Genomic DNA, 24879 nt, shown 5'->3' with positions numbered 1-24879 from the left:
AGACATGCCAATGTCCTCTGTTGGTGCGTAGCTGCCATTGGCGTCTCTTTGTCTGAATGGCAGCTATCCACCCCCCAAGCAGCCATAAGCTACGTTGGTGCGCGGGCGGTCCGGAACGCGGCAAGGATTGGATCAACCCAACCACCAGGATAGCCCCATTTTCCGGCATCAGGTGGATTGATGCGCCGAACCAAAAGCACGTTGGCATCATGGACGACCACGCTGAGAACCGAAGCGACAGGATGTGCGGAGGATTGAACAGACATTGGCGGGTTCTGCCTCGACTATGTTGAACTGGGCGCAGTGCTCTCGAGATTTCGGGCGAGTAGGGCTGCGCTTAGGGCAATGGCCGCTGAGGCTAACATCACGAGGAACAGGCCAGGTTGAGCATTCTCCTCGGTCAAAACCGCGCCCGCGAACGCAGCCATGATGGAGGCACCAGCGACTGTAATCGCACCGGCCAAACCGGCGGCACTTCCCGTTTGGGTCGAGCGCACAGAAATCGCTCCAACGTTAGCGCTCGGTTGCGTAAGGCCGTTCGACACGCCAACAAACAGGCAGGGCCCGAACAATGCCAGCACATGCCCGATGCCCGCAACATACAGGACGAAGCCGAACAGAAGGCCGGCGCAGGCTACGATCCGTCCGGCAACCAATATGGTGGTCACGGGTATCCTGCCGGCAAGCCGCCCGGCGAGAAAGCTGCCGGCCATGAAGCCACCGGTAATCGAGCCCATGTAAAGACCCAGAACCGCTGGCGACAGATCAAAGGCCGAGGCAGCCAGCGGGGCACCGGCAAGGAAGGCGTAGAAGGCACCAACCGAGAAGGCCATGCAGATGCAGTATGCCCAGAAGCGCTTCGAGCCGAGAAGTTCAGGATAGGCCCGATACTGTTCGGCTATCGTGTTCGACGGCGTGCGGTTCGTTTCGTTCAGATCGCTCCAGCACAGGAGCAGAACCGCAGCTCCGAAGAATGCGAGCATATAGAAGCTGGCTCTCCAACCGAACGCCTGATCCAGTAGTCCACCAACCGTTGGCCCGAGCATGGGCGCTATGGCCCACGCCATGGCCAGATAGCCAAACTGACCTGCGGCCTGCTCCCTGCTGGTGGTGTCGCGGATGGTGGCAAGCGACACCGCATATGTCGGGGCAATTATGGCCTGGACCATCCGGCAGGCGAGGAAGGTCCAGGCATCGGGAGCCATGGCGCATCCGATCGTCGCGACGATGAAAATCGCCAGTGCCCAAAGGATCACCGGGCGGCGACCGAGCCGGTCAGAAAGCGGACCAAGAACAAGTTGAAGGCATGCCGACACCCCAGCATAGGCTGCCAGGGACAGGCCCATGATCCCGTAGGGGACATCGAACTCGGTGGCCATGCCTGGCAGGGATGGGAGAAAGAAATTGATCGGTAGAATGGCGAGGGCCGACAACAGGATCAGTGTCGAAAGACGGGGCTTGGATGATGCAGTTCGCACAATGATGACCGCTAAACTTGAAGAGTGGACGGGCAATAAAAAAGCCCCGTTTGGGGCTGGATTGACCGCGCATGGGTGCTTTCGCTTGACAGCTACGCTGCCATGCCCATGCGCCCACCTACTACAACAAAGCCTTGTTCAATCGTCATGCAGCAATTGGTAGGCCGTCACCTGTATCTGGTCAATATAGGCTTTTGGCGACAAGGGCAGGCTATGGCTCATTTACGCCAGAACCAGACAGTCCCCTTCCACCCCCATACCGCCAGTCCAATGTTCAAAACACAAAGCCCGCCGAGTTTCCCCGGCGGGCTTTGAAACTGTACTGAATCCAGCTACCGACCCTTCGCAAGGCTCAGGGCGTTCGACGCTCAAATCGTTCCACCGGAACGATTTGTCCCTACGGGTCGCGCCTCACCCCTCTCGGTAGTGCTGAATCCAGGTGGTCCGCAAACCAGCGAGGCCATGTTTGTCGATGGCGGCCTGCCAGTTGAGGAATTCGTCGACGCTGAGCGTATAGCGGTCGCACGCCTCTTCGAGGCTGAGCAGCCCGCCGCGCACAGCAGCGACGACTTCGGCTTTCCGGCGGATGACCCACCTCCGCGTATTGGCGGGGGGAAGGTCTGCAATCGTGAGCGGACTACCGTCCGGTCCGATAACGTACTTAACGCGAGGTCGCATCTGTACGGTCATTTTACTCTCTACTCAACCTGACCATATGAGGAAGAGAGTAGGCCAACGGCCTTAAAATTCGACTAAGGGGAAACTTACAACAGGTTAAGAATGGTCTGGGATTTCAAGGCATTGATTCAGATGCCGGAAATGCGGACACCCCCGCCAGGCGAGGGTGTCTGATGAAAAGACCTGCGGTCAGGCCGCGTCTTCTTCCGGCTCCTCGGGGGCCGGCTCCTCCGGGGTCGGGTCGGGCGGCGCGGTCACATCGGGGATGCGAACGTCGGTCACGTCGGTGATCGCCACACGGCGGGTGCCCACGGTCAGCAGCGGCACGTCGCCGGTAAAGTCGACCGCGGTCACGATGCCGATCGAGGCGGTGCTGATCTTGACGATCTGGCCATTGGCATCCTTGCCCTGGATGTCGATGGAATAGACGCCGTTCGGCTTCAGATTGCCGTCGCTGCCCATGCCATCCCAGCGGAACGTGCCCGGGCCGGCGGCGAGCGGGCCGGTTTCGGTATAGACCACCTGGCCCTTGGCATCCTTGATGGTGACCGTGGCATTGGCGGCGTTGGCGGCGGCGCTATAGGCCCAGAACACGGCATTGGCGTCGGTCAGTTCGCCGGTCTTGCCCGACGAGGTCACTTCCTTGCCGATATAGGAGACGGCGTCGGATTTGGCGGTATTCTGGCTCGACAGCATCAGCGTTTCGAGGAACTCGTTGGTCTTGAGCTGCTGCTCGACGCCGGTGAACTGCACCAGCTGGGCGGTGAACTGGTTGGTATCCAGCGGATCCAGCGGGTTCTGGTTCTTGAGCTGGGTGGTCAGGATGTTCAGGAACGTGTCGAAATTGTCCGCAATGGTCGAGCGCGAGCTCGCCATCTGGCTGGTGGAATTCCCGGAGACGCCGCTGACTGCCATGGCACCTGCTCCTTACGCGATAATGTTGACGCCGCTGGCGCTGAGGCTGCCGCGGTAGAGGTTGACTGTGGGCGGTGGTGTGTCATCGGCATCGGCCGAGACCTCGTCGCCGAAGAGCGAGTGGCGGCCATCGCTGCCGTCCTGCCCCTGTTGCCCGCCGCTGAACGGGTTCTGCTTGAGCGAGAATTCGAGATTGGTCTTGGCGCCATCGAGGCCGGCCTGCTGCAAAGCGCGTTCCAGGCCGCGCTGGTCGCGCTGCATCAGGTCGAGCGTTTCGGCCTTTTCCACGGTCAGCCTTGCATGCACCTGGCCGCCCTTGTCGATGTCCAGCTTGACGTCGATGCGGCCCAGTTCGGGCGGATCGAGGCGGATCTGGAAGCGGGTATTGCCGTCATTGGCCTGGCGGACGATCTCGAAGGCCAGTTGCGGCAGGTTGAGCTGCTGCTGGCTGGTCTGGTAGCCGGCCTGCACCACGCGCGGCGCCGCCACAATATCGACGCGGGCGGCCTGGGCCGGCTGCGGGGCGGTCTGGGCGTCGGGCTGCTTGTCGACCGCGGCGGCGAGCGGACGATGATCGACCGGCTTCTTGTCGTTTGCCGCGGTGTCATTGCCGCGATCGGGGGTCTTGCCACTGGCATCGGCAATTGGGGTTGCCGGCTTCGGTGCGTCAGGCGTTTCGGCAGTGTCCGGGGTGGCGCTGGCCTTGCCGGTCAGCGCGGGTTCGGTCAGCTTGAGCTCGGGCGTCGCGAAAGCCGGCGCCGCAGCGCTGGCATCGACGGCGAGCGTGGGCTTGAGCAGCCGCGCCAGGGCGGCTTCGAGGTTGGTATCGGCATTGGCGACGCGTTCGAGCTGCGCCAGCTGGTCCGCCTCAAGCTCGCCATTGTTGAGCGCGGAGAGCAAAGCCGCGAGCTTTTCGCCGATCGATTTGATCAGCGCCGACAGGTCCGCATCGGCCTCGGGCGCGGCCGAGCCGCTGAACAGGGTCTCGGCCATGGGACCGAATGCGGCGGTCAGGCGGGCGGCAAAGCTGGTGTCGTCGGGCTGGATGTCGGTGACGAGCGCGGTGAGGTCATCGAGCGAGGGCAGGGCATCGAGGTCGATATCCAGCGCCGTCGCCAGGTCGGCCAGCGCGGCTTCGAGCTGTTTCAGCGTTTCGGGATCAAGCGGCTCGCCCGCATCGAGCCTGGCCTGCAGATCGGCCAGCGTGTCGGCGATATCGGCGAGAACAGGCACGGCCTCCGCCGCCCCCGGGAAGGGCACGACCGCGTCGATGGCGGCTGCCACGGCGTCGGTGGTCTCGTTCTCCTGGCTGCCCTTTTCACCGAAGCCGAGCGACAGGTTGACCAGGTTGCCGGGCCCAAGCCCGGCTTCGGACGATTTCGACGTATCCGTATTCGTCTTGGGGGCGGCCGTGCCGAGCAAAGCCGCAAAGACATCCATGGGGCCTTCGGCACCCGCAGGGGCGCTCAGGCTTTTGCTGTTGCTGACGCCGGCAGTGCTGGTCGTAACGGTCAGATGTGATGCCACGAAGGCGGCCCCATGCAAAGAGACTAATCCGACAAGGACGATGCAAGCGGGATGCCAAGTCGGGCCGAAACGAAAAGATGTTCTGATTCAATAGGTTGACTCTAATCCAAGGCCATCGGCCAGGCATCCGGATGGCGCAGGCGGCAAAAGCTGCCGGGCAAATGTTGCGAGGGGCGGGGGAAAGGCGTAGAAGCCCGAATTCAATTCGTCCGCTGGCCCTTGAACCCAACCGGATACTGGAAAGATGCTGAACTCGCTTGATATTGCCAAGCGTCCCGAAGACACGCGCGTCGTCGTCGCGATGTCGGGGGGCGTGGATTCCTCGGTCGTCGCGGGCCTCCTCGCCCGCCAGGGCTATGACGTCGTCGGCGTTACCCTGCAGCTTTACGATCATGGCGAAGCCACCCATCGCAAGGGCGCGTGCTGTGCCGGGCAGGATATCCACGATGCGCGCCGCGTGGCGGCGGCTCTGGGCATTCCCCATTATGTGCTGGACTATGAAGAGCGCTTCAAGAAGAGCGTGATCGCGCCTTTCGCCAATGCCTATCAGCAGGGCGAGACGCCGGTGCCGTGCATCGCCTGCAACCAGTCGGTCAAGTTCGTCGACCTGATGGAAGTGGCGCGCGATCTCGGCGCCGATGTTCTGGCCACCGGCCATTATGTCCAGTCCCGGCTTGGCGAAGACGGACGGCGGCAGCTGTTCCGGCCGGTCGATGCCGAGCGCGATCAGACCTATTTCCTGTTTGCCACCACGCAGAGCCAGCTCGATTTCCTGCGCTTCCCGCTGGGCGGCATGGGCAAGGCCGAAGTGCGCGAACTGGCCCGCGACATGGGCCTCGAAATCGCCGACAAGCATGACAGCCAGGACATCTGCTTCGTGCCGCAGGGCAAGTATGCCGACATCATCCGCAAGATGCATCCCGAAGCGGTGGCGCAGGGCGAGATCGTGCATCTCGATGGCCGCGTGCTGGGCACGCATGAGGGCATCGTCAACTACACGATTGGCCAGCGCAAGGGGCTGGGCGTGGCCGCGGGCGAGCCGCTCTATGTCATCAAGCTCGAACACAAGACAGGCCGCGTCATCGTCGGCCCGCGCGAGGCGCTCAAGACCCATACGGTGCGCCTGCGCGACGTGAACTGGCTGGGCGCCAGGCCGCTTGGCGAGATGAGCAAAGGCAATGGCGCCCCGGTCGAGGTCAAGGTGCGCTCGACGCGCGGCCCGCAGCCGGCGGTGATCCAGAGCCGGGATGGCGAGGTCTATGTGACGCTGGTCAGTGGCGAATACGGCATTTCGCCGGGCCAGGCCTGCGTATTCTATGCCGACGATACCGCCACGTCCGAAGTCTGGGGCGGCGGCTTCATCGCCGAGGCCGTGCCGCAGGTCTTTGCGGCTTAGCTGGTGCCACGCCCTCGTGGTTCGAGGCGCTGAAGAAGCGCACCTCACCATGAGGGCTGTTGATACGCCGAGTTCCCAGTAGCCCTCATGGTGAGGTGCGAGCTCTTCGCGAGCCTCGAACCACGAGGGCGTGGCACTATTGTGCCGGCGTCTCCGCCTGCGCTGCCGCGGCGCTGGCTTCCTTGAGTTCCTGATACGACGTCAGCCCGCCCATGGCGGTCGAGATGGCGATCAGCACCAGGATGGCGCCAAGCACCAGCAGGACGATGCGCGAGCGGGTCAGTGCGAAAGGGCTCAGCTTGGGTTCGTCCATGATCGGCCTCAAAAATAAATCTGCGCATACGACCCAAGGATCGCGTTTCGGGCGCCGTCTTACCATTACAATAGCGCCAAAGGTAGGCACGGGGTGCATGGCTTGGTGATGGGACTGACTGCCGCAGCTCCGATCGAGGCGGCGCAGGCGGTAACGCGGGCGCTGGTCGTGCGCGCGCAGAATGGCGATGCCGAAGCCTTCGCCGAGCTGATCGAGGATCACTATGACCTGATCCATCGCACGGCCTGGAAATGGTGCGGCAATCGCGCCGATGCCGAGGATGTGGCGCAGGATGTCTGCGTGAAGCTGGGCGGCGCCATAGCGGGCTTTGACGGGCGCAGCGCCTTTTCGAGCTGGGTCTATCGCATCACGCTCAATGCGGTGCGCGACATGCAGCGGGCGGGCAAGAGGCGGGGCAAATATGCCGATGCCTATGCCGAAATAGCGCCCGAGGACCAACCGGCCGAGCAGGAAGAAGCGGCCACCAGCCGGCAACTCTGGGCAGCGGTGCGGACCTTGCCGGAAAAGCAGCGCGACGCGGTGCTGCTGGTCTATGCGGAGGAATTGAGCCATGCGGCGGCGGCCGAAATCATGGGCGTGCGCGAGGCCACGGTCTCCTGGCATGTGCATGAGGCGCGCAAGACCCTGAGGGGGCTGCTATGAGCGATGACAATATGCATGACGATCCACTGAAGAGGCTCAAAGGGGCATCCGCGCCCGATCCGCGTGCCGAAGCGAAGCAGCGCGCGCTGGCGGCTGGCATGGCGGCCTTCGAAGCGGCGCAGAAAAAAACTGAAACCCGCCCCCAAGGAAATCATTGGGGCCAGCGTCTCACGTCCATCATCACTTCCTGGAAAGGGAAAACGATCATGGACATGCGTCTCCCCATCGGCACTGCAGCCATTGCCCTGCTGATCCTGCCGCTCGGCTACCAGCTCTATTCGACCACCTCGATGACGGCGCCGACCGGTGTTGCCGTGCAGCAGCCGGTGGTGGTCGAGCCGCCGCCCGAACTGGCCGCGACCGAAGAGCAGGCGCCGCCCCCGGCGACCAGCACGACCGCTGCCGCGCCGGAACCGGCGCCGCTGAATGACAGTCTTGCCGATAGCGATATGGCGCGGGATGCGGCTGCGCCCCAGTCGGGCGGCAATGCCGCCATCGTTCCCAAGCAGCAGATGTCCGTTGGTGTGGCTCCCGCCGCCCGGATGGCGGAAAGCGAGGCGCTCTACATGCCGTCGCCCGCGCCGATGCCCTCGATCGCCCTGCAGCCCACCGAGCCGAGCGGGGATGCCTTTACCAGCTTCGACGAACAGCGCCTCAAGGCGGTGGCGGAGGAGCCGGTTTCGACCTTCTCGATCGATGTGGATACGGCCAGCTATTCCTATGTGCGCCGCATACTGGAAGACGGCTATGTGCCCGAGCCCGATGCAGTGCGCATCGAGGAGATGATCAACTATTTCCCCTATGACTATCCTTCTGCCGATAGCGCTTCGGTGCCGTTCAAGCCGACAATGGCGGTCTATCCGACGCCGTGGAATCCGAAGACGCAGCTCTTGCAGATCGGCATCAAGGGCTATGTGCCCGATGCCGGCGAGGACAAGCCTGCTAATCTGGTGTTCCTGATTGATACGTCGGGCTCGATGGACGAGGCGGACAAGCTGCCGCTGCTCAAGCGCGCCTTTGGCCTCTTGGTCGACCAGCTCTCGGCCAATGATACGGTGTCCATCGTGGTCTATGCCGGTTCGGCCGGCGTGGTGCTGGAGCCGACGGTGGCGACCGAAAAGGCCAAAATCCTCGGGGCGCTGGACCAGCTTGCGGCCGGCGGCAGCACGGCGGGCGCTGATGGGATCGAACTGGCCTATCGGCTGGCGGAGCAAGGCCGGGTTTCCGGGGGCACCAATCGCGTGATCCTGGCGACCGATGGCGATTTCAATGTCGGCATCGACAACCCTGATGACCTCGAGACCTTCATCAAGGCCAAGCGCGATAGCGGGACCACTTTGTCGGTGCTGGGGTTCGGCCGCGGCAATCTCGATGATGCGACGATGCAGGCGCTGGCGCAGAACGGCAATGGCAATGCCAGCTATATTTCCAGCTTCCGCGAGGCCCAGAAGGTGCTGGTCGAGGAAATGGGCGGCACGCTCGACATGATCGCCAAGGATGTGAAGATCCAGGTCGAGTTCAACCCGGCCGTGGTCAGCGAATACCGGTTGATCGGCTATGAGACCCGCGCGCTCAACCGCGAGGATTTCAACAATGACGCGGTCGATGCCGGCGATATCGGCGCCGGCCATACCGTGACCGCGATCTATGAAATCACCCCGGTCGGCTCGGGTGGCGAGTTGATCGATCCGCTGCGCTACGGCGCCCAGGCCGAGACCGGCAGCGATGACGAGATCGCGTTCCTCCGCATGCGCTACAAGCTGCCGGAAAGCGATGTCAGCCAGTTGATCGAACAGCCGGTAACGCCCGATCTGGTCTATGGCGATATCGGCGAAGTCAGCGACGACATGCGCTTCGCCGCAGCCGTGGCGGCCTTCGGCCAGAAGCTCAAGGGGTCCAATTACGGCTCTGATATCGATTGGGACGAAATCGAAGCTTTGGCCCGCTCGGGCAAGGGCAGCGACGAAAGCGGCTATCGCGCCGAGTTCATCCAACTGGTGCAGACCGCCAGCCTGCTGAAGCCCAATACCGACAGCGATCCGTGCGATATCAGTGCGAGTGACGAGGTTTGTGAGTAACACCCACAGATCGTCACCCTCGGGCTTGACCCGAGGGCTCTTCACTTGTGCAAGCTCCGGTAAGTGCAACGCCCTCGGGTCAAGCCCGAGGGTGACGGCCGGCGGTTAGGGTGGGGCAGATGCTGCCCCACCCACATGCATCTAAACCAGCGGCTTCAAACCCGCCTCAATGCTGGCCCGACGACCCTCCAGGAACGGCGGCAAAGCCAGGCTTTCCCCCAACGTCTCCATCGGCTCATCCGCGGCAAATCCCGGCACGTCGGTGGCGATCTCGAACAGGATGCCGTTGGGCTCGCGGAAATAAAGCGAGGTGAAGTAGAAGCGCTCCACTTCCCCGCTATTGCGCAGGCCGGCGCGGCCAACCCGCTCGATCCACTGGCGCAGCCCATCCTGGTCCGGCGTGCGGAAAGCGACGTGGTGCACACCGCCGGCGCCTGGACGGGCCGGGGGCAGGGTGGGGTCGACCGCCACATGCAGTTCGGCGCCGGGGCCACCGGGACCCATTTCATAAACATGGGTCTCGGGCGTATGGCTGGTCATGGCATATTCGCGCACCTTGCGCATGTTCATGACCTCGGTCAGCACCTTTTCCGTACGGTCGAGCCGCGGCACCGACAGGGTGATCGGTCCCAGCCCGATGATCTGCCGCTCCGCCGGCACCGGCGACTTGGCCCAGGGCACGACCTTGTTGGCGCTGTCGATCACCATGCGGAAGCGCTGGCCTTCGAAATCCTCGAAATCGAGCGAGAGCTGGCCATTGCGCTCCTTGATGGCTGACGTGCCGACACCGTGTTCCTGCAGATGGGCCTTCCACCAAACGAGGCTATCCTCGCTATCGACGCGCAGACCCGTACGGCCCACCGTGTGATTGCCGCGCTGTTCGCGGGCGGCGGGGAAATCGAAGAAGGTCAAGTCGGCGCCGGGCGAGGCCACGCCGTCGCCATAGAACAGGTGATAGGCGGTGGTATCGTCCTGGTTGACCGTCTTCTTGATCAGCCGCATGCCCAGGGTCTTGGTATAGAAGGCCAGGTTCTGCTTTGCCTCTGCTGTTACTGCCGTGAGGTGATGGATGCCTCCGAGTTCGATGGTCATGATCGTGTCTCCTTGATGGCGCTGACATCGCGCCTTGCGTTGACCAACATGTAATGGACCCGGCGCCGCTTTGGCAGCGCTGCAATTCCGACAGACTGGTGTCGATTTTTGAACGATGCAGCAGCCGGGATTCACCGATTGCCTTCGTCAATGCTAACAGTACGCTAACGCAATCGCCCCTGTCGTCAGCGCGATTGGGAGTGACTTGACACCGCGCCGTGCTAAACTTAGTTAGTGCGCGTCGCTCGGGGAAACCCGCGCTGCCCCTTGGGGCGGAGTAGCTCAGTTGGTTAGAGCAGCGGAATCATAATCCGTGTGTCCCCAGTTCAAATCTGGGCTTCGCTACCAATCAAAACCCCCGGGAAACCGGGGGTTTTTTGCATTTTAGAGTGCTGCAACAAGGCATTTTCACCCGTTTGCAAAATCCCCAGGATCGGTGGGAGGCAAAACGCCACCCAGGTCATGAGGTGGAAATAAAAAAGTGGGCCAGACAGAACATCCGGCCCACCGTTTCATTATGCCAAAAATAGAGGGAAAGACTTCACCATAAAGGCCATTGGATGCAAATCCATTCAGTCGAATAAGGAATTTTTATGCAAATGTAATCATCCAGCTCTTGCGGAGGCATTGCCATTGCATTCGACGTCGCAAAAACTGACATGCTGAGCATAGTTGCGACGGCGATTGTACGAAGCTTCTTCATTCCGACCATTCTCACAGGTCCAGCGGGCCGCAGATTTCTGGGAAAATCCAGCAGAACAGGTCGCCAATTGGGCTCCTGTCATCCTTTGCATTTGCAACCGTCGGCGCGAGAATTGTAGCGCCGAGCAAGGCGGCAACGGCGAATGCACGAAACGTCTTCATGTTTTACTCCCTTGGTTGAGAATTCGGGAGGGAACGGGCAACGGGGTGTCGCTGTCAAAGGTAAACGGGCTTGCGGTCGACAATATCGCCCTGCGTGCAATTATGTTTTCCGTGGGTGCAAATTTGACGTTGGGACGACAGGCGTTTCAGCCAAGGCGGCGCCATGGTCACCCAGTGATTTCAACCCGGAGCCAGCCGATTCGAACTACGCCATCCCGCCGGATTTGTGCGCAAACGAAAAAGGCCCCAGCCCGAGGCCGGAGCCATCATCCGGGGAGTGCATTGGCTTGGGCGCAGCGCTATCGGGTCTGGAAAAACCAGCTATGCCAGCTATTAGCGGTGAGCTTTGCCCCTATGGTGGAGCAACGCTCAAGGCCGAGCGTCCGGACCTCGCGCGGGCTCATCTCGTGGGTGCGCCGGAACGCGCGAACGAAGCTCGGATAGTTATCGAAGCCATAACCCTCGGCAATGCTGGCAACGCTTCTGTTCTGCAGGGCGGGATTGATGATGTCGGCACGAATGCTGTGCAGTCGTCTCTGCTGGACGTAGGTGGCAAATCCGCCGAATGGCTGGAAAAGATAATAGAGTTTGCGGCGCGACAGGCCAAAGTGCGCGGCTACCGTTTCCGCATGAAGGCGGGGATTGCGAATCTGGTTCTCGATATGCCTGCGGATTTCCTGAGTTACCGCAACACGGACTGCCCCGACATTCGTTTCCGAAACCTGCGCATTGATGGCCGCGGCCGCCAGTTCGAGTGTCGGCTTCATGATGGCTTCGGCCTGGACGGCATTCAGGCTCGGGGCAAGGTGATAGACCGATGTCAGATGCGTGCGAAGCAATTGTGCAAGCGGGTTCTGGCCGGAGATGGCCCGCTGGTTATGCTCATCGGGCAGCGTGAGCAGCGGCGCCAGCAGATCCCGCTGCATGATTACAAACAGGACGTCCAGATCGCCGGATTCAACCGTTTGGGGTTGGGACAGGTCTGTAATGAACACATCTCCAGGCGCATCGGCCCGTGACTCACGATCGCCGCCCCGCTTCCCGATTGTTCCTCGCAGAACGATCTTCAAGCCATATTGGGAAAAGCCGTCGCGGGCGATCCGATAACGGGAACGATCGATGCGTTGGGCGGGCGTACCCACCCTGCCGATCATGACCGCGCCGCAAAGATGGCTTTCGAACACGCTTCGAAAATGTTCCCGGACATCACCGCATGGCTGGGAGTCCCAGTATGGAACGAGCTCCTCCTGCCAGAGCTCAAACCCTGCCTTCCCGGCCAGATTGCCGGTGTCGATGCGGAACGACTGAAGTGCCGGGCCTGTTTGAGCGTCACTGCGGTCGTTACTGTTCACAAGGCCCCCAGACCCATCAACGATGATCGCCAAACACCGATCAACGCTCAATATTTCGACCTAGGTTCGTTGTTTTGTCAAATCACCGCATCAGGCACACCATGGCTATGGTTATGGATGCCATAATGTCGAGCGCACACCGCAGTGAGCGCCCGGCGCTACGGCGGTAAGACAAAAACTCATGTGGGCGAGGGGCATAAGGCGCCGTGACCGGCCAGATGTGCTGGCAGGCGGTCGACGGCGGACCCGGGGGCGATTGCCCCACGGGTCCTGATTGGCAGGATCAGCCTTCGAGTTCGGCAAAGATGGCGTCGAAGCGTTCCTTGGCCTTGGGCGGGTTGCGGACGGCCTTGGCTTCTTCGAGATTGGCTGCGGGGTCATCCACCACCACCAGCGCCACCATGCCCATGGCAAAGTGCGGCAGGCACTTCACGCCATAGACGCCCGGGACGGTGAAGGTCACATCGACCTCCTTGCCGATGGCGCCCTTGAACGGTTCGGACCCTTCGGGCGCCATGCCCCGGACGGTCTCAGCATTGTGGCCCGGATCGGTGGGAATGAACTTGACGGTGTCGCCGGCGGCAACCCGGATCAGCGCCGGTTCGAACACCATGGCGCCCGCCTCGCCCTTGTTGAGCATATGGACTTCGTGCTCGGCCGCGAAGGCCCGGCTGGTCAGCACAGCCGGGATGGCCAGTGCCGCGACCGATCCGGCAACGAACTTGCGCCTTGAAATTGCGGGCATAATTCTTCTCCTCATATCGACGCGCAATGCGTCCCTGTTGTTCCATACCTGCCCTCCTTCGCGGGGCGAAGAGAGGGGCAAATCTCCGATAGGCAACGTCACCGCTGGAATAGCGGCGCCTGCGCAAAATCCTCAGCGCGCTGAAAATTCCGGGCTTCGCCCAAAATCGACATTGAAACGTCTGCGTCGTGTTGACGTTCCTCGCCGCATCGGCTTAGCTGATAGTAAGCTAGCGTACAATTTTGCGGCAAGACAATTCCCTGGCAACGACCAGCCCGAGCGCTAGCAAGCATTTTTGGAGGAGAGGAGACGCTCATGAAGAGTAGTCCGAAACTAACTGCGCTCGTTGCGGTCGCAGTCTCGCTGATCGCCGTCCATACCGCAATTGCCCAGGACGCACCGATCGACTCGATCACGCCCGTCACGGACGAGATGCTGCTCAACCCGCCCGATGCCGACTGGTTGATGTGGCGTCGCACGTTCAATGGCTGGGGCTATAGTCCGCTCGAGCAGATTTCCAAGGAAAATGTCGGCGACCTACAGCTGGTCTGGTCGTGGGGCATGAGCCCGGGCGGCCGCACTCAGGAAACGCCGCTGGTGCATGACGGCGTCATGTTCATCCAGAATTCGGATCACCGTATCCAGGCACTGAACGCGGCGACGGGCGATCTCATCTGGGAATACCAGTATGAGCTGCCCGATGAAGTCAGCCCCGGCGGCGAGCGCTCCAAGGCCATCTATGGCAACAACCTGATCGTCGCCACGCGCGACGCCCATATCATCGCGCTCGACATCAAGACCGGCGAACTGGTCTGGGATCAGCAGGTTGCCGACTACAAGAAGGGCTTTGCCTATTCTTCGGGTCCGCTGGTGGCCAATGGCGTCGTCATCCAGGGCATGACCAATTGCAGCAATGCCCAGCCGGGCGGCTGCTTCTTCACCGGCCACAATGCCGAGACCGGCGAGGAAATCTGGCGCGTCAACACCATTGCCCGCGGCGATACGCCCGAAGGCAACAGCTGGAACGGTATTCCGCTCGAAAGCCGCCACGGCGCTTCGGCCTGGATCACCGGCTCCTATGATCCCGAGCAGAACCTGATCTTTGCCGGCGTCGGCCAGCCTTATCCGTGGAACGTCGAGATCGCGGGCCTCACGCCCAAGAGCTCGGACCCCAACGTCACCAATGAGGCGCTCTACACCAACTCGACGCTCGCCATCGATGCGACCAGCGGCGAGCTGAAGTGGTACCACCAGTACCTGCCGACCGACTCGCTCGATCTCGACTATGTCTATGAACGCCTGATCATCGACGACATGGTGGTGACGACAGGCAAGCTCGGCATCATGGAAGCGGTCGATCGCAATACCGGCGAATGGCTGTGGGCCAAGGAAACCGTGCCGCAGAATGTGGTGCTGTCGATCGACCCGGAAACCGGGGCCAAGGAGATCAATCCCGAGGTCATTCCGGTGATCGGGGAGACTACCTTCAACTGCCCAGCCGACCCGGGCAGCAAGGCTTGGCAGGCTACGTCCTATAGCCCCAAGACCGGCGCCATCTACCTGCCGACGGTGGAATTCTGCTCGAATACCACGGTCAACCCGCTCGATCCGGGCCAGATCTATACCGGCGGCGGCCTGCAGACCTACTCGCGGGTGCCGCGGCCGGATGGCGACGGCAATATCGGCCAGGTCCGTGCCTTCAATGTGGATGACCAGTCCGAACTGTGGCAGTACCGGCAGTATGCTCCGGTCACCACCTCGACCCTGCCGACCGCTGGCGGCGTCGTGTTCGTGGGCACGCTCGACCGCAAGCTCATCGCGTTCGACGACGAAACCGGCGATGTGCTGTGGACCAGCCCGACGCTGAGCAATTCGCTCGAGTCGTTCCCGATCAGCTACGAAGCCGATGGCAAGCAGTATATCGCCGTCGTGGCCAACTTCGGTAACGGCCTTGGTCGCCTGCAGTCACTGACCCCGGACGTGAAGCTGCCGCCGAACAATCCGGTGACGCTCTATGTCTTCGCGCTGCCCGACGCCGAATAATCGGCTGAGCGCATCCTGACACCGGCCCGGGCGGACCTGGAACCTTCCAGTCCGCCCGGTTGCCTTTTCCGGTGAGGTCCGAACTTGCGGAATAGTTTGGTTCTTTTGCGCCTGGCGGTCACTGTGCTGGTATTCGCGCTGGCAGCGCCGGTTGTTGCCCAGGAGGCGGAATTCGACGATGTGCCGTTTGCCCCCGGGCAATGGAATATCGGCCGACGACTGGACGAATCCCAGCTTCGCTACTGTATCGACAAGCGCGACCCCGACTGGGAAGTGGCCGGCACCATTGCCGATACGATTGCCGCCGCCCTGCTGCTCGAACCGCAGCGCTATGTGGTGGAAAGCGAGATCGTCGTCGAGGACATCACCAAAATCTACGCCGTGATGCTGGAGCATTGCGACGTCTATATGGGCTTCAAGCTGATCCCGGAGGGCTATGCCAGCTGGATCGCGCTGACCCGCGCCTATTACGACGCCCAATATGTCTTTGTCGCCTCCGACCCGGCGTTGACCGCGCTTGCCGACCTGCCGCCGGGACGCCCCATCGGGGCCACGGTAGGCACAACGGCCCATCTCCGGCTCGTCTCATACCTGTCGGCGCTGCCGGCCGACAGGCGCTGGCCGGCCTATCCCATGGGCACCAACGATCAGGCGCTTGCATCGCTGCTCAACGGCTCGGTCGATGTCGCGCTGGTATGGGCGCCGAGCCTGTGGGGCAAGCAGCACAACGATCCCGCCTATGCGGCGCTGCATAGTATCGCTCCCGATCCGCTGCCGCCGACCACGCTTGGCGTGGGTGCGGTGGTGCTGTCCGACCAGAAATTCCTGCGCAACGCCATCGACGAGGCCATTGCGGCGCTTGCCGCCGACGGTACACTGGCGGGCATACTCGAAAGCTTCGATTTTCCCGCCACTGTTGCAGCGCCATGATGCCCGACGCTATCCCGGTTCCTCCTGCTGACGCGATCCATCTCGACGCCATCTCCAAGCGCTATGGGCGCACGCTGGCGCTCGACGGGGTGAGCTTTGCCGTGCGCGAGCAGGAACTGTTCGCGCTGCTGGGGCCAAACGGCGCCGGCAAGACGACGCTGCTGCATATCCTGAGCTCCATTCTACGGCCCGATAGCGGCACCGCGCTCATCGACGGCATAGATGTGGCGAAAAACCCGCGCGCTGCGCGCCAGCGCCTCGGCATCGTCTTTCAGGAGCCGAGCCTCGACGACCGGCTGACTGTGCGTGAAAACCTCGAACTGCATGGGCTGGTTTTCGGCGTGCCCCGCAAGCTCCGGCGGCAGCGCATCGAGGAAATGCTGGCGCTGGTCGAACTTTCCGATTGGGCCGCCAAGCCGGTGCGGACGCTGTCATCAGGCATGAAGCGGCGGCTCGAAATCGCGCGGGCGCTGATCCATGATTCCGGGATCCTGCTGCTTGACGAACCCACTGTCGGGCTCGACGCACAGACACGCGATCGCATCTGGGCCTATCTGCGCCGGCTGCGGGCGGAGCGGGACATCACGGTGCTGGTGACCACCCACTATATCGAGGAAGTCGAGAGCTGCGACCGCGTCTGCATCATCGATGGCGGCAAGGTGCTGGCGCTCGATACGCCCGAGGCACTGAAGCAGGCGCATGGGCAGGCCCTGGTGCGCGTGACACCGCTGACCGAGGCCGACAGCGCGGCAATTTCGGCACAATATGCCGACCGCCTGACCGGCAGGCAGGGCGCAGAACTGACGCTTGTCAGCGACGATGCCTTCATCGCCGCATTCCTGGCAGAGTTCGGCACGCGGATCAGTGCGCTCAAGGTGGAGGTGCCGAGCCTCGAAACCGTCTTCCTGTCGCTGACCGGTCGCGAGTTGCGCGACCAGGCCGCCGGCGCGCGTGAACAGACCTTTGCCTTCGGCAAGCGCGGAGGCGAGCACACGAGATGAGCGAGGCTCGGGCAATGGAATGGCGTCGTGCGCTGATGGTGCAGCTGGGTGGGCTCTACGGGCTGTGGCTGCGTGAAGTAAAGCGTGCGTTTCGCGACCGGGGTCAGCTCATTGGCGGGGTCAGCCGGCCGATCCTGTGGGTGCTGATCCTGGGGATCGGGCTCAATCCCTATTTCCGCGGCGAGGTCTATGGCGCGGTCACCTTCGTGGTGCCCTTCACTTACCTGCAGTTCATCTTTCCGGCCGTTATAGCGCTCAACATCATGTTCACCTCGGTGCAGTCAGCCGTATCGGTGATCTGGGATCGCGAATTCGGCTTCCTGCGCGAAGTGCTGGTTTCGCCGCTGTCGCGCACGACGATCCTGCTGGCCAAGGTGCTGGGGGGCACGACAGTGGCGGTGCTGCATGGATGCCTGGTGCTGATCCTGGCGCGCTTTGCCGATATACCGCTCACCCTGACCGACATTGTCAGGGCGCTGGGCCTGATGGCGCTGCTTGCCTTCGCGCTGACCTCGCTGGGCGTTGTGATTGCCAATCGCATAAGCAGCTTTCAGGGTTTCGGCGTTTTCTCCAATGCGGTGATCCTGCCGCTGTATTTCACCTCCAGCTCGATCTTTCCGCTCGATCCGGCGCTGAGCCGGGCGCAGACGCGCGTGGTCTATCCCGACTGGCTGGTGACCATTATCGAGTGGAACCCGCTGACCTATGCGGTGGATGCGTTGCGCGGCGCGTTGATCGGCTACAACCAGTTCGACCCTTGGATGGGGATTGCCGTGATCGTTACCGCCTGCGTGGTGCTGTTCAGCATCGCGCTCTACGACTTCCACCGGATGTGAGGCTGCGGTGGCCGAGAACGGGGCGATACGCGATCTCATCAGTTTCGGAGCGGTGCTGGCGCTGCTGGTCAGCATAAGTTTTTTGCCGCCGGATACATCGCTGCGCGAGATCGAACGGGCCGGGGCGTTGCGCGCCTGCGTGCCGCCGCTTTATCCGCCGCTGGTGACCGGCGATCCGAACCAGCCCGGCGTCGATATCGAATTGCTGCAGGTGGTAGCTGACCGCATCGGGGTCTCGCTTGTCATCAACGAGAACCGTGCCATGGGGCGCGATTTCAACCCACGCAACTGGGGCCTCAACCGCGCGCAATGCCAGGTGATCGCCGGCGGCGTGGTCAATTCGGTGCAAACGCGCTCCTTTCTCGAGACCGGTCCGGCCTATGCGCAGACGGGTTGGGCGATTGTCTCGCCGGCCCCGGTTGCAAGCCTTGAGGGCAAGCAGGTCGGCGTGCTGACGCTGATATCGGGTCTCGACCGAATTGGGCTTGCGAGCTTCCTGCGTGAGCAGGGCGCCGCGGCACGCATTCTGACCAGCCCCGAGGCGCTGGCAGCCGGCCTTGCCGATGGCACGCTGGATGCCGGCGTGACCGAGGCGATGCTGGCGAGCCGGCTGGCGGAAGAGCATGACTGGACCGTGCGCTGGGCCCCGCCCGAACTCGCCCGCTACAATATGGTCTTCGGCCTGTGGAAGGGCGACATCACGCTCAAGCGCGTCATCGACCAGACCTTCGCCGAACTGGCGGCCGACGGCACGATCGCCGCCATCATGGCGCGTTATGGCGTGCGCCCGATCGACTGATCTTAGCGAATGAAATTGGCGCCGAGCACGAGTGGGGCAAGGAGCTGATAGGCCGGTGCCAGCACCATTCTGGTGATACCCAGCAGAGAAAGCGCCAGCAGCAGGCAGCCGATGATCGTGCCGGCGGCGGGCGGGAGGCGGATGCCCAGCGCGGCAAGGATGTGCCCCCCGGCGAGCGGTGGTAGCGGCACGAGCGTGAACAGCGCCATCCAGACGCAGAGCTGTGCGGTGCTGCGCAGGAAGGCGGCAACCAGCAAGGCGGCCGTGTGCGGCAGGAGCGTCAGGGCCGGAATGACGAGCAGAACGAGCAGTGCGCCGGCGATGAGCAAAGCCAGGCCGCCGGCGATGGGGGCGAGCACCAGCCCCCAGCGGCCGACGCGGAGTTCGCCGGGGTCGATCGCCACCGGCTTGCTCCAGCCGAAGCCGGTCAGCACGAGCGAACCGAGCCCCAGCAGGTCGATATGACTGGCGGGCAGAGGCGTCAGCCGCCCATCATATCGCGGCCCCTTGTCGCCGAGCAGCACGGCAATGGCCGCGATGGTCAGGCCCTGCACTGTGGCCATGATCACGCCTGCGAGGAAGCGTGTCACCATCAGTTGCAGGGTCAGGTCCAGGTCGATCACCCGCGTATCGCGGCCAGGGTTCTGCCGGGTATCGTCACTTGTCGATGGTGAGATTGTAGAGTGCGTCGATATCCGAAGGCAGTTCGGTGTTGCCGGCCCTGACGCCGTTGGTCTTGAGGATATGCGCCATCAGGTCGGCGTATACGGCGGGCGAATAGCTTCCCGGTGCGTTCGGCGGCATGGTCGAGCTCATGACCTCATACAACACGCCAGCCGGGCTGCCGCCGCCATACTTTTGCAAAAAGCTCACGCCGCGCAGCGGTGGCCCGCCGAGCAGTCCGCCCCGCAGATCCTTGCCGTGGCATTCCACGCATTCCTTGTTGAATTCGGTCTTGCCGCGATCGGCTTGCGCGGAGGTGTAGGAGACCGTCGCTGTCTCAGCCTGCGCGACCAGTATGTGGTCCTGGGCCTGCGGCACGGGGGCCGTCGTCAATGCCTGGCTTTCGAGGCCGTAGGCGAAAAAGCTCGCGCCCGCCACGGTTATCGCCGCTGCGCCGCCTATGATCCAACTCACGTTCTTCTTGCTCATCAGAAAACCTTTCAATCGGACGGCGGCGCGACCAAATCGCGGGTCTTGCAGACCAACCTGCCGCCTTGCGGCACCGCAGCAGGGATTACCTCCTCCCTTGCGTCGCCCGCTCCTCAACCTTTGTAAGGTAGCATACAGTTTTGAACTGGCAACATTGCTTCGCGAACTTCCCTCGCATGCTGGCGGGACTATACTTTTGTCGCATATAAGGGCGCGCGACATGGAGGGTGCAGTGACCAGACCCACAGGACCGGACGACCAGAACACGGAAGCAGAGCTATCAGCGCGGGATCTCATCCGCGCGACAACGGACGCTTCCTATCGCGAACATTCCGAACTGCTCTATCTGATGCACGAATTGTCGCGACGGGTATCGACCCATACCGACCAATATCTCGCCAAGGCCGGGGTGACCCACATTCAGTGGTGGGCCATGATGCATATCTATGAAAACGAGGGGCTGACGCAGACGCAACTGGCCGAACTGATGCAGATGGGCCGGGCATCGCTGGGAAAACTCGTCGAGCGGCTGGAGGCAAAATCCTGGATCGAGCGCCGCCCGGATGCCTCGGACAGCCGGGTGCGCCGGATTTTCCTTCGACACGCTGCCATACCTCTGTTCAAGCATATGACGGACGAGGGCAAGCTCCTGTTCAAGGAGTTTCTTGAGGGCGTATCACCCGCCGAAGGAAAACGCCTGCTGGCCGGCCTGCGCAAGATCAAGGGGAATGCGCTCAAGGCAAGCATGAATAGCGCACAGCAGGCGGCATGATGAACCACCCGTAGGGTGCGAAATTCGGTTCGCGTTCAGAATGCACTCTTGTAGATCGACAATATGTCCTCGACCCCGAGGGCGCGCGGATTGTTGTCGATCAGGCGCTTGATGGCAAAGGCTTCTTCGGCCCAGGACCGGAGATCGGCTTCCTGGGCGCCATGGCTGGCAAGGCTCATGTCCACGCCGAGGGATTTGCAGTAGCCATGGCTGCCGGCCAGCACGTTGCGCTCGTCCGAGTGGTTCGGCAGGCCGAGGGCGGCCAGCACGGCAGCGGTCTTTTCCGGGTGCGCCGGCGCGTTGAAGGCCAGCATATGCGGGAAGATGATCGCGTTGGCCAAGCCATGGGGCAGTTTCAGGCGGGTGCCGAGGGGGTAGGCAAGTGCGTGGCCACCGGCCGTGTTCACCGGCCCCAGGCACAAACCGCCATAATAGGATGCCAGCATCATGCCGGCTCGCGCTTCGGTGTCGGCGCCATTGGCAACGGCACGGGCGAGATACTTGCCGATAAGCTCGATGCCAAGGGTGGCATAGCCATCGATGAGTGGATGCGCCTTGATATTGGTGAAGGATTCCACGCAGTGGGCAAGGGCATCGATTCCAGTTGCGGCGGTGACGGCGGCCGGCACCGAATGCGTCAACTCGGGATCGAGCACGGCGATATCGGCCAGCATGTGCCGGCTTTCGACGGCCAGCTTGGCCAGCGTCTGGGGATTGGTGACCAGCGAGCGGATACCCGCTTCCGACCCCGTGCCCGACGTGGTGGGCACCTGCGCCAGTGCCGAGCGGCGACCAGTGATCTTGTCGACGCCGACGACATCGAGAACGGATTGCTCGCTGTCCCACAGCACCGCAACGAGCTTGGCGACGTCCATCACCGAACCGCCGCCAAGACCGATCACCAGATCGGGTCGAAAGGCACGGGCCGCCGCAAGAACGGCCTCCACGGCCGGCAGATCGGGTTCGGGGGGAATGTCGGTATAGGCCTGGACCTCGCCCTTGAGGCCGGTGCGGTCGATGAAGCCGACCGTCGGTGCCATGGCGACAACAAAGATACGCCTATGGGACGAGGCCCAATCACCCAGCCGGGTGATCGCGCCGGCCCCGATTTCCAGCCGCGCAGGTTGCAGCAGGGTGATGGGGTGACCCATCGAGAGGGTGGTGTCAGACATGCTCGTCTGCCTCCAGCGCGGCCATCTTGGTCCAGACCGTGTCCAGTTCGGCGGCATTCAGTTCGACCAGCGGCGGGCGCAGGCGGGTCCAGCCCGCATGGTTGCGGCGCCTGGCCAGCATGGCCTTGATGGTCGGGAGCTGAACATAGGCATTGGAGAGGTCGCGCCAGGCATTGATGCGTGCCTGGGCGGCATCGACCATGTCGCTCTTGTTCGCATCGAACCAGTTGTCGAAGACCGCGCTCAGATGCCTGCCGATGAGATTGGAACTCGAAGTGATGCAGCCCGCGCCGCCGGCGCGCAGCAGCGGCAGCATGAACGGGTCGGCACCGGCCAGGACGGAGAAATTGTCGAAGGACCTGGCGAAGGCTTCCATGCTCTCGATCTTGCCCGAGCTGTCCTTGACCCCGACGATGACACCGGGAAAGGCCTCGCGCAGGCGGGCGGTCAGCTCGAGCGAAATGCCGATCTGGGCGATGGGCGGGATGTGGTAGAGCACGACGCGCAGGTCATTGCTGCCGACACCCTCGATCAGTTCGGCGTAGAAGCGGAAGAGGCCTTCGTCACTGACGCCCTTGTAGTAGAAGGGCGGCAGGACCACGCAGGCTTTGACGCCCGCCTGGACGGCGTGTTTCACCAGCGTAACGCTGTCGGGCACGTTGGTCTGCGAGGTGCCGGGCAGGAGGCGCTGCGGGTGGAGACCTGCGGCGATGACCTTTTCCAGCAGTTGCTGGCGCTGGGCGATGCTGAAGGAATTGGCCTCCCCGGTCGTGCCGAGCAGGGCCACGCCATCGCAGCCTTCTTCGATCAGTGCCTTGCAATGGGCGGCAAAGGCGGCGTGGTCGGGCGAGCCATCTGCGGCAATCGGCGTGGCGGAGGCGCAGAAAACGCCGGAAATTGGCAGGCTGGCGGCGGGATTCATTCAGTTTTCCCCGAAACGAGACGCCGCGCATAGGCGATTGCGGACTTCATATTGACGTGGTTGGCCTTGCCTGACCCGGCAATGTCGAAGGCTGTGCCGTGATCGACGGAGGTGCGATCGATAGGCAGGCCTAGCGAGACGTTGACTGCGGTGTCGAAGGCCACCAGCTTGATCGGGATATGGCCCTGATCGTGATACTGCGCGATGACGAGGTCGAAGGCGCCGGTATAAGCGCGGTGATAGACCGTGTCGGCCGAGATAGGGCCGACCACGTCGATGCCCTCGGCTTTTGCCATGGCTACGGCGGGAACCACCTGCTCATCGTCTTCGGTGCCGAACAGGCCGCTTTCGCCGCAATGCGGGTTGATGCCGGCCACGGCGATGCGCGGCCTGTCATAGCCGATGCGTTTCAGATGGTCGTTGCCGGCGCGGATGGTCGCCAGAATGCGCTCGGGCGTGGCCCGGTCGATGGCGGTCTTCAGCGAAACATGGGTCGAAACATGGATGACCTTGAGGCGATCTGAAGCCAGCAACATGAAAGCCGATTTCTGGCCGGTCAGTGCAGCGAGCATGCCGGTATGGCCATCATAGTGGTGGCCGGCCAGGTTCAGCGCCCCCTTGTTGATCGGCGCGGTAACGATGCAGCCGATCTTGCCGGCCTGGGCATCGCGCACGGCTTTTTCGATGAAGCGGAAGGCGGCGTCACCACCGCGTGGATCGAGCTTGCCCCAAGGCAGGGGACCGCCCTCGATCGGCAGATCAACCACGATCTCAGCAAGGTCGAGCGAAACGCCAAGCGCCTCGCGCGCTTTTTCCAGCGTGGCGAGGTTGCCATAGATGCGCGTGCGGGCGCGCTCGTCGGCAGACATTTCCGCCACGGCCTTGACCGAAATCTCGGGGCCGACGCCGGCCGGATCGCCCATGGTAATGCCGATGATATTGCTCACGAATTTTCTCCGTCGATCCATCCCGCGGGGAGACGGACATATTTGATGGCGCGCCGGAAATAGGTGTAGGCGACGTGCAGCACGCCATCCTTGTCTTCCAGCAGGTAGGGATAGGACAGTTCCTTGTTGCGTCCGTCGACCGAATTGTTGGAGAGGCACGTGCCGCTGCTGTTGTCGACGATACGGCGCTGTGGCCAGGTCTTGCCGCCATCGGTCGAGATACACAGCGTCAGCGGCGCGCGCGGCACGCCCCAGATCGGCGAACAGCCGCCCGTTGCGTCGGGCCTGTCGTCGCCCTTCTCGATCTCGTCATAGAGCGACGTGCGACGGTCATCCGACGTCGCGGCCGAGACGGGATTGCACACCATGGCCAGACGCCCGTCTGCGAGGCGGATGACGTTGATCGAGGAATTGTTGTTGGGCACGTCGGTCATTTCAGGGGGCGACCAGGTGTGGCCGCCGTCGACGCTTTCAGAGCGGCCGACGAAATCGGACTGGCGGCGACGATAGAACGCCACCATGTGATCGCCGTCCAGCGGCACAATGGTCATATGCACCGAGCCGATGGAGCCGGGCACTTCCGAAAGGGTCCAGGTCCGGCCCTCGTCGGTACTTACGGCGACGCCGGCCATATCGTGGCTGCCGTTCCAGCGCTGGCCGGGCCGCGAAATACAGCGGAAAACCGGCATCATCCATGCGCCATCCTTGCGGCGCACGAAACGGCCACGGACGAAGCTGCCCAAGGGCAGGTCGAGGTCGCGCGGTTCGTCACCCCGCATGGTGCCGTTCTCGACCGAGATCACCCGCGCGCGCAACAGGCACTCGTCCTGGTTGCCGGCCGGCTGGGCCGTGTGGAAGAGCTGCAGGACACCCTCGCCATTGAGCCAGAGCACCGGATTCTGCTCGGAGCGATCGGGATCATCGCTGAGGCGCACATGCGGGCCCCAGCGCTCCGCGCCGGGCGCCAGCGTCGAGCCATAGATGGAAATGTCGGACTTGCCTTCAAGCGTGCCGCCGAACCACAGGCAGGCAAGCGAGCCATCGTCGAGATGTTCGAGGAAGGCAGCATGATTCTGAACCATGGGCGAGGGCAGCAATGCCTCGATCCGGCCGTCCGCGCCCGCAAGAAGCTGGCCGTCCATCCGCGCCGCAATGTCCTCCGGTGTCATGATTTCTCCTCGTTCTGGTTGCCTGAAAATTCACG

General features: G+C 62.7%; 24 protein-coding genes and 1 tRNA gene. 10 read left to right on the top strand and 15 right to left on the bottom strand.

Going from position 1 to position 24879, the window contains the following annotated elements; all coding sequences use genetic code 11:
• Positions 1-284: 284 nt before the first annotated feature.
• The 4 genes from FPZ08_RS11360 to FPZ08_RS11345 form a co-directional block, all read right to left on the bottom strand.
• Complete coding sequence (locus FPZ08_RS11360; protein WP_146293101.1) at positions 285-1478, bottom strand: multidrug effflux MFS transporter; 1194 nt, start codon at positions 1476-1478, stop codon at positions 285-287.
• A gap of 411 nt (positions 1479-1889) precedes the next feature.
• A complete protein-coding gene (sciP, locus tag FPZ08_RS11355) occupies positions 1890-2168 on the bottom strand; it encodes a CtrA inhibitor SciP (RefSeq protein WP_035102845.1) in 279 nt (92 codons plus the stop codon).
• 177 nt (positions 2169-2345) lie between these two features.
• The gene (locus tag FPZ08_RS11350; protein ID WP_146290124.1) at positions 2346-3071 is read right to left on the bottom strand and encodes a flagellar hook assembly protein FlgD; all 726 of its coding nucleotides are present in this window, start codon (positions 3069-3071) and stop codon (positions 2346-2348) included.
• 12 nt (positions 3072-3083) lie between these two features.
• A complete protein-coding gene (locus FPZ08_RS11345; RefSeq protein ID WP_146290123.1) occupies positions 3084-4598 on the bottom strand; it encodes a flagellar hook-length control protein FliK in 1515 nt (504 codons plus the stop codon).
• Positions 4599-4842: 244 nt separating this feature from the next.
• On the opposite strand from FPZ08_RS11345, the gene mnmA reads away from it, so the two are divergent.
• Positions 4843-5994, top strand: coding sequence for a tRNA 2-thiouridine(34) synthase MnmA (gene mnmA, locus FPZ08_RS11340; RefSeq protein ID WP_186766954.1), 1152 nt, complete (start codon positions 4843-4845; stop codon positions 5992-5994).
• A 136-nt stretch (positions 5995-6130) separates the two neighbouring features.
• Here the strand turns inward: mnmA and FPZ08_RS21965 are convergent, their stop codons facing one another.
• On the bottom strand, positions 6131-6307 hold the full coding sequence (locus tag FPZ08_RS21965) for a hypothetical protein (protein ID WP_186766953.1): 177 nt from the start codon (positions 6305-6307) through the stop codon (positions 6131-6133).
• Between the two features lie 108 nt (positions 6308-6415).
• Between FPZ08_RS21965 and FPZ08_RS11335 the strand changes: the two genes are divergently transcribed.
• Both FPZ08_RS11335 and FPZ08_RS11330 read left to right on the top strand, forming a co-directional pair.
• Positions 6416-6970, top strand: coding sequence for an RNA polymerase sigma factor (locus FPZ08_RS11335; RefSeq protein WP_146290122.1), 555 nt, complete (start codon positions 6416-6418; stop codon positions 6968-6970).
• 206 nt (positions 6971-7176) lie between these two features.
• Positions 7177-9048 carry a YfbK domain-containing protein gene (locus tag FPZ08_RS11330; protein WP_342780126.1) on the top strand — a complete coding sequence of 624 codons (1872 nt, stop codon included), beginning with the start codon at positions 7177-7179 and terminating at the stop codon, positions 9046-9048.
• Positions 9049-9189: 141 nt separating this feature from the next.
• On the opposite strand, the gene FPZ08_RS11325 is transcribed toward FPZ08_RS11330, so the two are convergent.
• Positions 9190-10140 carry a ring-cleaving dioxygenase gene (locus FPZ08_RS11325; protein ID WP_146290120.1) on the bottom strand — a complete coding sequence of 317 codons (951 nt, stop codon included), beginning with the start codon at positions 10138-10140 and terminating at the stop codon, positions 9190-9192.
• 271 nt (positions 10141-10411) lie between these two features.
• On the opposite strand from FPZ08_RS11325, the gene FPZ08_RS11320 reads away from it, so the two are divergent.
• Positions 10412-10488 (top strand) — tRNA-Met (locus FPZ08_RS11320).
• A gap of 366 nt (positions 10489-10854) precedes the next feature.
• Here FPZ08_RS11320 and FPZ08_RS21960 read toward each other — a convergent pair.
• From FPZ08_RS21960 to FPZ08_RS11310, 3 genes are all read right to left on the bottom strand, one after another.
• Positions 10855-11004, bottom strand: a complete 150-nt coding sequence (locus FPZ08_RS21960; protein WP_186766952.1) for a hypothetical protein — start codon at positions 11002-11004, stop codon at positions 10855-10857.
• Between the two features lie 299 nt (positions 11005-11303).
• A complete protein-coding gene (locus FPZ08_RS11315) occupies positions 11304-12389 on the bottom strand; it encodes a helix-turn-helix domain-containing protein (protein ID WP_146290119.1) in 1086 nt (361 codons plus the stop codon).
• A gap of 250 nt (positions 12390-12639) precedes the next feature.
• Positions 12640-13101, bottom strand: coding sequence for a pseudoazurin (locus FPZ08_RS11310; RefSeq protein ID WP_146290118.1), 462 nt, complete (start codon positions 13099-13101; stop codon positions 12640-12642).
• Positions 13102-13416: 315 nt separating this feature from the next.
• On the opposite strand from FPZ08_RS11310, the gene FPZ08_RS11305 reads away from it, so the two are divergent.
• From FPZ08_RS11305 to FPZ08_RS11285, 5 genes are all read left to right on the top strand, one after another.
• The gene (locus tag FPZ08_RS11305; protein WP_146290117.1) at positions 13417-15144 is read left to right on the top strand and encodes a pyrroloquinoline quinone-dependent dehydrogenase; all 1728 of its coding nucleotides are present in this window, start codon (positions 13417-13419) and stop codon (positions 15142-15144) included.
• Positions 15145-15240: 96 nt separating this feature from the next.
• Entirely contained in the window at positions 15241-16074 is an 834-nt protein-coding gene (locus FPZ08_RS11300) for a substrate-binding periplasmic protein (protein WP_146290116.1), read from the top strand.
• The gene (locus FPZ08_RS11295) at positions 16074-17075 is read left to right on the top strand and encodes an ABC transporter ATP-binding protein (protein ID WP_146290115.1); all 1002 of its coding nucleotides are present in this window, start codon (positions 16074-16076) and stop codon (positions 17073-17075) included. The genes FPZ08_RS11300 and FPZ08_RS11295 overlap by 1 nt, the downstream gene beginning before the upstream one ends.
• Positions 17076-17089: 14 nt before the next feature.
• Positions 17090-17911, top strand: coding sequence for an ABC transporter permease (locus FPZ08_RS11290; RefSeq protein WP_246132631.1), 822 nt, complete (start codon positions 17090-17092; stop codon positions 17909-17911).
• A gap of 7 nt (positions 17912-17918) precedes the next feature.
• A complete protein-coding gene (locus FPZ08_RS11285) occupies positions 17919-18710 on the top strand; it encodes a substrate-binding periplasmic protein (protein ID WP_146290114.1) in 792 nt (263 codons plus the stop codon).
• Positions 18711-18712: 2 nt separating this feature from the next.
• On the opposite strand, the gene FPZ08_RS11280 is transcribed toward FPZ08_RS11285, so the two are convergent.
• Together FPZ08_RS11280 and FPZ08_RS11275 are read right to left on the bottom strand one after the other, a co-directional pair.
• Entirely contained in the window at positions 18713-19333 is a 621-nt protein-coding gene (locus tag FPZ08_RS11280) for a zinc metalloprotease (protein ID WP_146290113.1), read from the bottom strand.
• A 34-nt stretch (positions 19334-19367) separates the two neighbouring features.
• Positions 19368-19862: a c-type cytochrome gene (locus FPZ08_RS11275; RefSeq protein WP_146290112.1), complete on the bottom strand. Its 495-nt coding sequence runs from the start codon at positions 19860-19862 to the stop codon at positions 19368-19370.
• Positions 19863-20094: 232 nt separating this feature from the next.
• On the opposite strand from FPZ08_RS11275, the gene FPZ08_RS11270 reads away from it, so the two are divergent.
• Positions 20095-20634: a MarR family winged helix-turn-helix transcriptional regulator gene (locus FPZ08_RS11270; RefSeq protein WP_186766951.1), complete on the top strand. Its 540-nt coding sequence runs from the start codon at positions 20095-20097 to the stop codon at positions 20632-20634.
• Positions 20635-20669: 35 nt separating this feature from the next.
• Here FPZ08_RS11270 and FPZ08_RS11265 read toward each other — a convergent pair whose 3' ends face one another.
• Genes FPZ08_RS11265 through FPZ08_RS11250 form a run of 4 tightly spaced genes read right to left on the bottom strand, consistent with a single transcriptional unit; the run spans position 20670 to position 24844 of the window.
• Complete coding sequence (locus FPZ08_RS11265; RefSeq protein WP_146290110.1) at positions 20670-21806, bottom strand: iron-containing alcohol dehydrogenase; 1137 nt, start codon at positions 21804-21806, stop codon at positions 20670-20672.
• Positions 21799-22728, bottom strand: coding sequence for a dihydrodipicolinate synthase family protein (locus tag FPZ08_RS11260; protein WP_146290109.1), 930 nt, complete (start codon positions 22726-22728; stop codon positions 21799-21801). Before FPZ08_RS11260 ends, FPZ08_RS11265 begins: the two co-directional genes overlap by 8 nt.
• Positions 22725-23675, bottom strand: a complete 951-nt coding sequence (pdxA, locus tag FPZ08_RS11255; RefSeq protein ID WP_146290108.1) for a 4-hydroxythreonine-4-phosphate dehydrogenase PdxA — start codon at positions 23673-23675, stop codon at positions 22725-22727. Before pdxA ends, FPZ08_RS11260 begins: the two co-directional genes overlap by 4 nt.
• The gene (locus tag FPZ08_RS11250) at positions 23672-24844 is read right to left on the bottom strand and encodes a sialidase family protein (protein WP_146290107.1); all 1173 of its coding nucleotides are present in this window, start codon (positions 24842-24844) and stop codon (positions 23672-23674) included. Before FPZ08_RS11250 ends, pdxA begins: the two co-directional genes overlap by 4 nt.
• Between the last annotated feature and the right edge of the window lie 35 nt (positions 24845-24879).

This window comes from Devosia ginsengisoli (genome assembly GCF_007859655.1).
Classification (GTDB): Bacteria; Pseudomonadota; Alphaproteobacteria; order Rhizobiales; family Devosiaceae; genus Devosia; species Devosia ginsengisoli.
The sequence above is the reverse complement of the archived record's forward strand: the minus strand, read 5'-3'. Positions and strand labels throughout refer to the sequence as shown.